General features: G+C 67.8%; 7 protein-coding genes. 1 reads left to right on the plus strand and 6 read right to left on the minus strand.

The annotated features are described in order from the left end of the window. The 3 genes from OG555_RS12785 to OG555_RS12795 form a co-directional block, all read right to left on the minus strand. Complete coding sequence (locus OG555_RS12785; RefSeq protein ID WP_329483059.1) at nucleotides 1-2,424, minus strand: ATP-binding protein; 2,424 nt, start codon at nucleotides 2,422-2,424, stop codon at nucleotides 1-3. A gap of 275 nt (nucleotides 2,425-2,699) precedes the next feature. Then, nucleotides 2,700-4,523 (minus strand): hypothetical protein, encoded by a 1,824-nt coding sequence (locus OG555_RS12790; RefSeq protein ID WP_329483060.1) that lies wholly within the window; start codon nucleotides 4,521-4,523, stop codon nucleotides 2,700-2,702. After that, complete coding sequence (locus tag OG555_RS12795) at nucleotides 4,516-4,797, minus strand: hypothetical protein (protein ID WP_329483061.1); 282 nt, start codon at nucleotides 4,795-4,797, stop codon at nucleotides 4,516-4,518. The genes OG555_RS12790 and OG555_RS12795 overlap by 8 nt, the downstream gene beginning before the upstream one ends. A gap of 760 nt (nucleotides 4,798-5,557) precedes the next feature. Between OG555_RS12795 and OG555_RS12800 the strand changes: the two genes are divergently transcribed. Beyond that, nucleotides 5,558-9,460 (plus strand): GH92 family glycosyl hydrolase, encoded by a 3,903-nt coding sequence (locus OG555_RS12800; RefSeq protein ID WP_329483062.1) that lies wholly within the window; start codon nucleotides 5,558-5,560, stop codon nucleotides 9,458-9,460. 19 nt (nucleotides 9,461-9,479) lie between these two features. On the opposite strand, the gene OG555_RS12805 is transcribed toward OG555_RS12800, so the two are convergent. The 3 genes from OG555_RS12805 to OG555_RS12815 form a co-directional block, all read right to left on the minus strand. After that, nucleotides 9,480-10,253: a hypothetical protein gene (locus OG555_RS12805; RefSeq protein ID WP_329483063.1), complete on the minus strand. Its 774-nt coding sequence runs from the start codon at nucleotides 10,251-10,253 to the stop codon at nucleotides 9,480-9,482. Continuing rightward, on the minus strand, nucleotides 10,250-10,762 hold the full coding sequence (locus OG555_RS12810; RefSeq protein WP_329483064.1) for a SigE family RNA polymerase sigma factor: 513 nt from the start codon (nucleotides 10,760-10,762) through the stop codon (nucleotides 10,250-10,252). Before OG555_RS12810 ends, OG555_RS12805 begins: the two co-directional genes overlap by 4 nt. A gap of 379 nt (nucleotides 10,763-11,141) precedes the next feature. After that, on the minus strand, nucleotides 11,142-12,335 hold the full coding sequence (locus OG555_RS12815) for a mannosyltransferase family protein (RefSeq protein WP_329483066.1): 1,194 nt from the start codon (nucleotides 12,333-12,335) through the stop codon (nucleotides 11,142-11,144). Nucleotides 12,336-12,395 lie beyond the last annotated feature (60 nt).

Genomic DNA, 12,395 nt, shown 5'->3' on the forward strand with positions numbered 1-12,395 from the left:
CTATTCCTCGGTCGTTTCGGTCGGCTGGAAGATCTGGCGGTGCCAGTTGGCGGGAACGGTGAGGTGTCCAGCGGCGTCGGCGATTCGAAGATGCAACTCAGGGACGCCGGACAACTCGGCGGTCACTCGGGTCAGTGTTCCGTCGCCGTACAGCAGGACGGAGCCGTCGACGAGGCCGCTTGGGCGAGCCAGGTAACTCTCGATCTGTTGGTCGATGGTGGAGCCCGATACCGGAAGACCGCGCTGCCGCCATCGTGGGGTTAGTGGATGCGGCGCGTAGCGTGGCCCGGCGAAGTTGTCGAGGGCTGCGGCAACGTCGGCGAAGCGGTAGGCGCCGGCTTGCCAGTCGATCTCAAAGCTCGCACATGCGACTCCACCGCCCGTCAGGGTGGCTGCGACGACTCCGGCCAGGTGGGCGGTCAGCTCTTCCGGTGGGAAGTCCGGAGCGATTGCGGCCGAGCGACCGGCCACGGCGCGGGTCACTGCCTCGGCTACCGTGCATTCCAACTCCCGCGTGGATAGGTCGGCTGGTAGCAGAGCATCGTCACCAGGCACGGGTTTGGGCAGTCCGAGCACGTGGGCGATGGTCAGCAGTTCGATCCAGATCGTGAGCCGAGGGTTCCGGTCGATCGTCCGGCCCGCCGCGCCGATGTCGCGCACGGTGCAGGGACGCAGGCGGCAAGTCGGGCCACAAGCTGCGGTCCGACGGCCCGCTGTTGCCACGGTCGCCGCGGCCTCGATCCGGCGCTCTCGATCCTCGCCGTGAGGGACTCGGACGAGGATGGGGCGGTCCATTCCGTCGGTGAAGACGGCGGCGCGGCCGGGTGGGAGGGAGACCACGGCACGTGATTGGGGTTCGCTGAGGTTCATGGTGGCGCCGACGCGGTCGCGGTCGTCGGCGGCGGGGAGGCGGTGAAGGATCTTCAAGGCAGAGTTCTTCACGACGTCCGGGATGACCTTGCTGGGGATCTGTTCGGCAATCACGATGCCTTCGCCGTAGGCCCGGATCTCGGCGAGGAGGCCGGCGAACATTTCGACGGCGTGGCTGGACGGCGTGCCCTCGGCGGAGTCCTTGAGCAGCCGGTGGGCCTCCTCGACCACGGTGACGTGACGCAAGCCTTCGGTCGGGTCGGTCGCGTGCCGCAGCCGGAGATGCTCGATCAGCCGGATGAGGACGACCCCCATGCAGAAGGCCTTGTCCTGATCGTCGCCGACATCCTCCAGTTCGAGGACCACGTTGCGGCGAAGCAGATCCGCCACGTCCAGCGGGTGACCGGTGCCGAGGAAGCGACCTGGTGTCCCGAGCAGCAACGAGGTCAGCCGAACGTCGACGAACCCGCGGACGTCGGCTGCCAGCTCGGCGCCGTACCCGATGTCGTCGACCACCGCACGTGCGCTGGCCTGAAGGTCGGCGAGAGTCGGGAAGGGGGCGCCTTCCCGCCGGGGCCGGCTCAGCGCGAGATCCCAGCCGAACGACGTGTAGCAGCGGGTCAGCGCCTGGCTGAGCACCTGTGGAAAAGGCTCGTTCGCCTCGAAGGCCGCCAGGAACAGCGCCCGGACCAGATCCAGGTGGGTCTGGAGCGGAAACCCCTGCTCCGGCTCCAGCGGATTGAGGCTGAGCGGTATGGCGTCAGGATCGCCGAGCCGCAGCACAGCCACCTCCCCGCGTGGACCGAGCCTGCCCGCCATCGCGGCATACTCCGCCTTGGCCGGTTCGATCACCAACCACGGGACGGCTGCGTCGTTGAGGCCTTCGAGCAAGTGGCGGATCGTCTGGGACTTGCCCGAGCCGGTCGCGCCTGCCACCAGGGCATGGCGGTTCAGCGTCGACAATGGGATCTCGAGCTGAGTCACGGCTCGGCCACTGGGGTCGATGACTGCACCAAGCGGTACCCCGTCGGCTCCGGTCTCGGGCGTTAGGTCGAACCGGACCTGCTCCACCACACGAACCCCGGCAATCTCACGCACCGGTGGACGAGCGATCGCCGCGAGCAGTTCACCAGTGGCCTCGAACCCCGCCGGGTCCGCGGAGGCCGGTGTCAACTGGTACGGCGTACTGTGCAGGTCGGCCGTCCCCGCGAGAACCTCCGCGGCCACCCTGGCGGTCGCCTCGTCCGCCGCGCCGACCCGGATCTGAACCCGCCACAGCCCGCCCTGCGCGGCCGAGAAGTCGCGATAGCGGGCTCGATTGCGCTCGAGCTCGAGGGTTTCCCGACCGGAGACCTTCTCCCGGTCGAGCCCGATCGTCATCCGCAGATGGAGGTCGTCGAGCAGCTCCGCGCGATCCTCCGCGCCGATCGGTGACGCCGACACCGACCAGGCAAAAGGGACGGGACCCACGACGTCAAGCAGATCCTCCAGTACTCCGATCGGGTCGGCCTCGGACTCGGGGAGGGCAGTGAGTACGTCATGCCGACCGGTCACGGTAAGCCAGACAGGCAGCTCAACAGAGTCTGCAGCGACGCATCGGGTCCCGGCCGGATAGGGAATCGCTCCGGCCGAATCAGGCTCGATGCCGATCCGTACTTCGACAGGCCCGTTCGCGACGGTACGTGTCCAGCAACAACTGAACGAACGTCCCGCGGTGGCGTGCGCGGTCAGCGCCGGGAGCAGACCTCGTCTGAGCGATGCCAGCTGCTGGCCCGAACCGATATCAGGCCCACCGGCCAACGGCACCTCGGTCAGACGCCATTGAGGGATCATGGGCCGCCCAGCCGTGGATCACAGTCACCGAGGCGAGGACTGCCCGGGTCCAGCGGATCCACCGTGATGAAAGCGGTCGGCGACAGGCCCTGGAGCACCGTTGGTTCGACCGAGTACTCATAGGTCCGTTGATAGCCGACAGACGTGCTCTCGTTCGTTGCCTTCGAGGTCGAGTTGGATGCCGACTCCGACCAGGACGAACCACCGGTTGTGCTGGACGAGTACTGCTCGCCACTGCTCTTGCTGCCGGACCTGTGCCGCCGACTGAAGAGGAGTCCGAAGGTTGCCTGTCGCGAGTCGGAGGTTTGCGTCCCGACAGAGTCGCTCGTCGACGAGCTGTTCCCTCGCGTGGTGCTGTCGGAGGTGGACTCGGACGTGTTGGTGCCATGCGAATAGGTGAACTGGCTCGCGACCAGGCGGTGCTGCCGACCGATGAAGGTCGCGGCTTGTTCGGCTTCCTTCGCGTTGCCCAGACGCATGAAGAGCACCGCGTCCCCACCGCCGAGGAGCTCCACTGCACTGTCGCGCAGATGAGCGAAGAACAGCACGAGACGTAATCCGTTTCGGCGGCAGATGCTGTCGAAACGCTCCAGCTCGGGGCGAGCGACCACATCGGCGCCGGCGATCACCAGGATCCGCTCTCCGCGTCCCGACAGCTGCCCACGTTGGATTCGGGACATCGCAATCTGGAAGATGACATGGCTGAATAAGGCCGCGGTCAACTCGGGCTCACGATGCGACAGTTGCACGACGCGCAGCGAGGTGTCGTCATCGTCCCAGCCGTTCATCGGTACGTCGCCACTGACGGCCGCCAACCGCTTGACTCCCGCGGCCAACCGGAACAGGCGGGGCTCCGCCGTGCGCCGAGCTGAGTCGCTGAGCATGTCGGACAGGGCGGCGTATTCGGCCCTGGTGAGCTCGCCACGCTGATCAGGCGTCAGTTGCCGCAGCAACACCTGGAAGGCGAGATGAAGCCGACCAAAGGTGACCGGGGATCCGACCAGGCATTCGGCAACCTGCTGCATCAATGCTGCATCGACTCCGCGCGACTCGGTCTGCTCGTGGTCGGCTGCGCGCAGGGCCTCTGCGATGACAACACCGATCTCCTCCGCGCTCAACTCGGTGAGCAAGTTCAGCGATCGACTGTCGTCCGGAACCACGGTTGCTCGAATCGGTGCCCCATGTTCCTCAGCCATCCGACGCAGCGGCTCGACCACTGAGTCCTGGGTCAGGTCGAGAACCGTGAGCCGACCACCTGCGCTCATCAGCGAGCCCCCCATCACAAGCAGGGCCGCTCGCCATCCGGCCGCCGTACCACCGTAGAGATCCACTCGCTCCTTTGTGGCGGGCCCGACCGGCACCCACGGCCGGACCGACTCGACTTGGTCGGCCTTCGCCCGCTCGTGATCGTGAAGCTCGTGCCGCCACCGCTGCACATCCGACTCGAAGCGCGTCAAGGATTCGGCGCATTCGGTCATCCACCGATGGTGTTCACGCAAAGCGGTCCGGCGTAGTAGCCCAGGGCGACCCCAGCCCAGCCATCCAAGGCCGACAGTCAGGGCAGCCGGCACCAAGGCCACCGGGGTATGGACGAGTACGCCGACGCCGAGGGTGAGCAACACCCCACCGCCTAACGCCCAAGTGAGAGCCGACCGCATGCGGTCCGCGGTGGCACGCTTGTCCTCCAGCCTGGCCAGGGCGGCTGGCACTGGCACCTCCGGGACCACCGGCTCGGGCCGCTCGGCGACGACCACCTCGCGGCCGCGATATTCCCAGCCCCACTGCTCCGTCTGGACGGATGCGAGCACCTGCTCAGCCACGGCTCACCGTCATCGACATGGTCCGCTCGGTGCCACGGCCCCCGATCCGCTCCAGCAGCACGCCTCGGGCGAGATCCGCAAGGACCTCCTCGGCCTCGCCGATGGTTGCCGACGCCGATCCGGCCGCGCTCCGCCAGGTCGCGTCCTCGGCCGCGGTGAAGCGACGCCTGCAGCCGGCACAGTGCGTTGCCGCCGGCTCGGACCAGGCGCTGCATCGGGAGCATGGTCGGCCCTCGAGCAACCGCTCGGCACGGCTCAGCCGCCGACGTTCCACCAGGGCTCGCTGCCAACGGCTCCGAGCCTGGGGCAAGTACTCCGCCAACTGCCCATCCGAGAGACTCCTGCCACCGTCGGCACCGACAACCGCGGTCAGCCGAGCCACCGCGTCGCGATGAGCCCTCATCACGCGTCCGACCGGGCCCACTGTGACCAACAGCGGAAACCAGCCCAGTGTCTGCAGCCGAAAGCCGGCCCGACCCCGGCGCCATTGCAACGCCAGGCTCGATGCAACCTCCGGATCGGACCCCCAGCCGGCTGGTGCGAGGGCAGCGTTGAAGAGCCCACGTTCCGCCTCCCCGAGGGCAGCGTGCGGGAGCAGGAAGTGCGCATAGTGCCTGCGGACGACGCGCGCCCGCTCCAGTGCCACTGCAGCTCTCCCCGAGATCGGTCGATCCGTTCACACGGCTTACGGAAGGCAACTCTAGTTACCCGCTGTGCCTGTCGCACCACAGATGTGCTGCCACTTGTGGAAAACTCAGACCCGGCGCGGACAGACGGCGATGAACTCTTGACCGGGAGTGACTAGCGGGAGACGATTCCGGCCGGGCGCGGGCTGACAACCTTGTCATCGGGGCCGCGTAACCAACTGGCGGGCAGCCTCGCGCTGCGGCGCCGGTCCGGCCGTGCAAGGAGCGTAGATGGATCTCCGCCGCCCATTGGGGCTCGTCGCGTCTCTCGGGCTAGTTGTGACAATGTCGTCTGCCATGGCGCCAGCGCATGCTGTCTCACCCACAGTGCAGGGGGATCAGCCGGTGATGACCGGGTCCTCGTTCTTCACCTCGTTCGAGCCGGGGCAGCCGCAGCCCGGCTACACCGACGCCGTCGAGACCGGCCCGGACGGGAAGCCGCGCGCCGACGGCGTCCGCGGCCCGACGCCGACCGGGATCGGCGGCAGCGAGATGGACAAGGTCACCAAGGTGACCGCGAACGGCGAGAACACCGGTGGCGGCGAGATCGCCACCAACGCGGCCGACGGTGACAAGTTCACCAAGTGGCTGGTGTTCGAGCCGACCGGCTGGCTGGTCTACGAGACCTCGGCCCCGGTGGTGATCCGCAAGTACGCGCTGACCTCGGCGAACGACGCCGACGGCCGCGACCCGCAGAACTGGACCGTCTCCGGCTCGAACGACGGGACCACCTGGACCACGCTGGACACGCGGACCGGCGAGAGCTTCGAGAACCGGTTCCAGACCAAGGAGTACAGCTTCACGAACGAGACGGCGTACAAGTTCTTCAAGCTGGACATCACGCTGAACCACGGTGAGGACATCGTCCAGCTGGCCGACTGGTACCTGTCCAACGGCGCGCCGCTGCCGCCGCCCGGCCCGACCGCGGAGTCGCGGCTGGACTCCGGCCCGACCAGCGCCTACAACGCCCGTGCCCGGGTCGGCTTCACCGGCGTCAAGTCGTTCCGGTACGCCGGCCACCAGAAGGCCGAGGGCCGTGGCTACACCTGGAACAAGATCGCCGATGTGGACCTGAAAGTCAGCAAGGACACCCGGCTGTCGTACAAGATCTTCCCCGAGCACGTCGAAGGTGATCTGAGCTACCCGAGTACGTACGCCGCCCTCGACCTGGCCTTCTCGGACGGGACGTACCTGAGCGACCTGAACGCGAAGGACCACCACGGCTTCACGCTCAGCCCGCGTGGTCAGGGTGACGCCAAGGGCCTGTCGACGAACCAGTGGAACAACGTCGAGGCGGATCTCGGCACGGTGGCCGCCGGCAAGACGATCCAGCGAATCCTGATCGGCTACGACAAGCCGTCCGGGCCGGCCGACTTCCGCGGCTGGGTCGACGACGTCCGGATCGCGGCCGCGATCAACCCGGACCAGGCGGCCCAGAAGACCGCGGCCAAGCACCCGTCCGACCTGGCGCTGACCACCCGTGGCACGAACGCGACCGGCGGCTTCTCGCGGGGCAACAACTTCCCGGCGACCGCCGTACCGCACGGCTTCAACTTCTGGACCCCGGTGACGAATGCCGGCTCCACGTCCTGGCTGTACGACTACGCCAAGGGCAACAACGAGGCCAACAAGCCCACGATGCAGGCGCTGTCGATCAGCCACGAGCCCAGCCCGTGGATGGGTGACCGGCAGACTTTCCAGGTGATGCCGTCGACCGCGACGACCCCGACCGCGGACCGCAAGGCGCGCGCCTGGTCGTTCAGTCACGACAACGAGATCGCCCGGCCGTATTACTACGGCGTCACGTTCGGCAACGGCAACGCGGCCGAGATCGCGCCGACCGACCACGCGGCGATGCTGCGGTTCAGCTTCCCGGCCGGCAAGCCGTCACTCGTGTTCGACAACGTCAGCAACAGCGGCGGTCTGACGCTCGACCCGGAGACCGGCGTGGTGACCGGGTTCAGCGACATCAAGAGCGGACTGTCCACCGGCGCCGGCCGGCTGTTCGTGTACGGCGTGGTGGACCAGAAGGTGGTTGCCTCCGGCAAGCTGTCCGACGGTGGCGGCGCGAATGTGGGCGGCTACTTCGCCTTCGATCCGAAGGCCACCCAGGTCCAGCTCCGGATCGCGACCTCGCTGATCGGCACCGCGCAGGCCAAGAAGAACCTCGAGCTCGAACTGCCGGCCGGATCGAAGTTCGGCAAGGTCAAGGACGCGGCCCAGGACCTGTGGGACGCCAAGCTGCGCACGATCGAGGTCGAGGGTGCGACGGCCGACCAGCTGACGACGATGTACTCGAACCTCTACCGCCTGTTCCTCTACCCGAACAACGGCTCGGAGAACACCGGCACCAACGACAAGCCGGTGATCACCTACGCGTCGCCGACCTCGCCGAAGGTGGGCACCGACACCCCGACCACGACCGGGTCGAAGATCGTGGCCGGCCAGACGTACGTGAACAACGGCTTCTGGGACACGTATCGCACCGTGTGGCCGGCGTACTCGCTGTTCGCCCAGGACGAGGCGGCGAGCCTGGTGAACGGGTTCGTCCAGCAGTACAAGGACGGCGGCTGGATCTCTCGCTGGTCGTCCCCCGGCTACGCGAACCTGATGGTCGGTACGTCGTCCGACGTCGCCTTCGCGGACGCGTATCTGAAGGGGATCAAGGGTATCGACGTCCAGGCGGCGTACGACGCGGCACTCAAGAACGCGTCCGTCGTGCCACCGTCGCAGAACGTCGGCCGCAAGGGCATGGACCTGTCCACCTTCAACGGCTACACGGCCAACAGCACCGGTGAGGGCTTCAGCTGGTCGATGGACGGTTACATCAACGACTTCGGCATCGCGAACATGTCGAAGAAGCTCTACGACACCGCGAAGAAGAGCGACCCGCGCAAGCAGGAGTACCTGGACAACTACAAGTACTTCATCAACCGCGCCCGCAACTACGTGACGCTGTTCGACCCGGCGATCAACTTCTTCCAGGGCAAGGGCCCGGACGGCGTCTGGGGCAACTCGCCCAGCACGTTCGACCCGCAGGACTGGGGTCACGAGTACACCGAGACGAACGCGTGGAACATGGCGTTCTCGGCGCCGCAGGACGGTGCGGGCATCGCCGCGCTGTACGGCGGCCGCGACGGCCTGGCGAAGAAGCTCGACGAGATGTTCAGCACCCCGGAGGACGCTCTGCACCCCGGTGGGTACGGCGGCACGATCCACGAGATGCTCGAGGCCCGCGACGTACGGATGGGTCAGTACGGGCACAGCAACCAGCCGTCGCACCACCTGACCTACATGTACGACTTCGCGGGTCAGCCGTGGAAGACGCAGGAGAAGGTGCGCGAGGTGCTGTCCCGGTTGTACCTGGGCTCGGAGATCGGGCAAGGGTACCCGGGCGACGAGGACAACGGCGAGATGTCCTCGTGGTACCTGTTCAGCATGCTCGGGTTCTACCCGTTGCAGGTCGGCTCGCCGACGTACGCGATCGGGTCGCCGCTGTTCACCAAGGCGACGGTCCGGCTGGCCGGTGGCAAGAAGCTGGTGGTCAGCGCGCCGGGCAACAGTTCGCGCAACATCTACGTGCAGAGCGTTCGCGTGAACGGGAAGACGTGGACCTCGACCGCGCTGCCCCACGATCTGATCGCGAACGGCGGCAAGATCGAGTTCCAGATGGGCGACCAGCCGTCGAAGTGGGGCACCGGCCGGAACGACGCGCCGCCGTCGATCACCACCCCCGGCGAAGACCCGATGACGTGGCGGGACTCGACGTCCGACATCGGTGCCGTGGTCGGTGCGGGCGGACTGGATGTGACCGCGCTGACCGACAACGACTCCAAGACCCAGGTCACGCTGACCGGCGCGACCTCGACGGTCACGGTCGCCCTGCCGCAGGGCCGGCCGGTCGGCATGTACACGCTGACCAGTGGAGCAACGGGCGCGGCCCCGTCCGCGTGGGTACTGGAGGGCTCCAACGACGGTACGACGTGGTCGACAGTGGATCGCCGTACCGGTGAGAGCTGGTCGTGGACGTCGTACACCCGGTCCTTCAGTGTCGTGTCGCCCAAGGCCTACACGCAGTACCGACTGGTGCTGACGCCGGCCGCGGGTGCGGCAGGCGTCACGCTGTCCGAGATCGAACTACTCGGCACCTTGAAGGGCGTCGAGGCCGGCACGCATCCGACCGACAAGCGCGTCGCGGAGACCCAGCCGAGCCCGACTCCTTCGCAGTCGATCGACCGCAACTACGGCTGACCGAGGTCGCCGGTTCCTGTCACTTCTTGTAGTGACAGGAACCGGCGAACTTCAGCAGGGTCGGCTCGTCCCAGGCCAGGTTGTAGGCCTGGTTGCTGACCGCGACGAGCCGAGTGGTCTTCCCCTGGCGGACGTGGACCTCCCGTAGCCCGTTGCGCTTGTCGCCCAGCGAAATGACCGCCTCGTTCTTTCCGGCGCGCACCTTCGGCAGCTTCGTCCACGGCTCGGTGTACTTGTCGGCGGTCAGTCCCCGGCCGTTGTCCATCAGGTCGACCTGCCGGACGGTCAGGGTGTAGGTCACGTCGTGGTACTGCTTCGGGTTGCGCAGCTTCGGGTCGTAGACCACCTGCTGTTCCCAGCCACCGCCTTGAGCGGCGGTGACCGTGAGTTCGACCGCCCAGCCCTTCGGGATCAGGTCGCAGGTGATCACACCGGGGAACGGCTTGGTGTTCGTGACCAACTGGACCGGGGTGGACGGGACCGGCGGCAGCCCGCGGTGGTCGCTCGGAAGTCCACCGGCGATGTGTGTCGCGGACGGTGTCGCGGCCGGGGGCGGTGTCGCGGTGGTCCGGTCGGCCGGAGCCGGCGTCCCGTCGGTCGCCATGCCGGAGGGGAGGACGGACCAACCGACGCCGATCACCAGGGCCGTCGCGACGGCACCGCTCGCGATGCCGATGGTCCGGCGGCGGCGCAGCGCGCGGCGGCCGCGATCGAGGTCGGCGGACAGGTCCGCGTCGGTGACGCCGGGTTCGGCGCCGGCGGCTTCGTCGAGCAGGTTCTTGAGGTCGGTCATCGCAGACTCTCCAGGGTGTCGAGTGGCTCATGCAGGAGGTTGCGCATCGTGGCGAGTGCACGCGACGTCTGGGACTTCACCGTTCCCTCCGAACAACCCATCAGCTCGGCGGTGGTCTGGACGTCGAAGTCCCGGAAATATCGCAGGACGACGACCGCGTGCTGCCGGCGCGGGAGTTTCGCGAGCGCGTCCAGCACGGTCAGCCGCTCGGCAGGGTCCTGGCCGGGCGTGGGAGCAGCGTCGTCGAGACGCTCCGTCGTCGCCTCGCGTTTGCGCCAGAGTCGCCGTCGTTCGTCGAGGAACGCGTTGACCAGGATCCGATCGGCGTACCGCGCCGCGCCGTCCTCGCGCCGTACTTTGCCCCAGTGGACGTAGAGCCTGGTCAGAGCTACCTGGACCAGGTCCTCGGCCCAGTGCGCGTCCCCGCACGTGAGCGGGCGGGCCGTCCGCAGCATCCGGCCGCGGTGCGCCGTCACGTACTCGAGGAAGTCCGCGTCCCGATCGCTCACGGCCAGCCCTCCCTGTCGGCGATCTCCACCCTGGATGTACTGGGTGAGCACCGGGACAGGTTGCACGCGACATGGCAAGAGCGGCGGCATCCTGCCGCCGCCCGCTCGGACGTTTGCCCGGCGAAGCCTGCCCCTGAAAGGTTCCGCCGGAAACCTGATGAGGGGTGGCGGTCCCCGCCCGGACTGCCACCCCTTCATCCCTAACGACGCTCGAGGGTCTCGAGGGGTTGCCTCAGTGCAAAAGAGTCCACATGCCGGACACCGGCAGGTCGGCAGCGGTGGCCACGAACGACGCGAAGTTCAGCGCCAGGACCGCTGCTGTGGCCTCCATGACATCACGCTAAGTGCGCGACGGGACGCCGTACCTGAGCAGAACTACTCAGCCGGACCAGCGGCCGGTGAAGAATCCCGCCGCCCAGATCGCGGCCAGCGGTATCGCGAGGGCGAGATAGAGGCGGCCGAGCCACGGTTTTCGGCGGGCCATGACGGCGAGGCCGATCCACAGCGGCCACCAGAGCAGGGTCGCCCGGGTGAGCGAGTAGATCCAGAACGACGTACAGAACGCTCCGACCGTGGCCGCGACCCAGGCCGCCTCGCCCCAGGAGCGGCGCCAGAGCAGCCAGGCGAGGAGCAGCAGGCCGACGACGAGGGCGACCAGCTCGGCCCGGAACATCCACGTCCAGTCGCTGCGTTCGGCCGCGAAGTGGCCCTTGCTCGCGGCCTCGAACGTGTGCATCAGCGAGGTCCACGGCCAGGTGAACTCGCGCGCCCAGCCCTTCTCCTGCGCCTGCTGCCAGGCGAACCACGAGCCGTGGATCTGCTTCAGGTACGCCATGAAGCCGAGCACCGGGACCGCCGGCAGCGCCAGCCACGGGAGCGACAGCCAGTCCCGCTTCTTCGAGGTGATGAACTCGACCACCAAGGCGAACGCCAGGAAGATCCCGGACACCCGCACGGTCGACGCGAGCGCGACGAAGATCGCCGCCCGGCCCCATCGGCCCTGCCGCGCCGCCAGCCAGCCGGGGAACGCGAACGCGCAGAACAGCGCCTCCGTGTACCCGGCAGCCAGGAAGACGCCGACGGGAGCGCAGTACCAGATCATCGCCGCGTTCGGCCCGATCCCCTTGAGCTCCGGGAACTGGTACTGCGCGAGTCGCGCGAGGTACACGCCCGCCACCGCACTCGCGACCGCGGACACGACGATGCCCGCGGCAACGTAACCGATCCCGGTCCAGCTGACGATCCGCACCAGCACCGGGAACCCTGGGAAGAACGCCGCCAGCGGTGCGCCGGACGGCTCGCCGTGGTTGTACCCGAACTCGGCGACCGCGTTCAGATGCCAGACATCCCACTGCAGCCAGGCGCGCCAGACGTTCGGGTAGTCAGTGCCCCGGTTGAACAGCAGCGGCGCCGAGATCGACAACATGAACAGTGCGGCCCGGGTGACCAACCACCACCCGAGCACCTCACGCGTCTGCGCCGTCGGCATCCACCGCTGCCAGCCCACCCCTTCGACCCGCGCCCGCCGCGCGCGACCAGGTGGGGGCTCGTCTGCTGCCGTGCGCTCAAACACGCCGGCACCACCGCACGCGAAAACCCACCCGAGCCCGAGTCACCCGCCTATCGTCTCCCA

Source organism: Kribbella sp. NBC_01484 (assembly GCF_036227145.1).
GTDB lineage: Bacteria > Actinomycetota > Actinomycetes > Propionibacteriales > Kribbellaceae > Kribbella.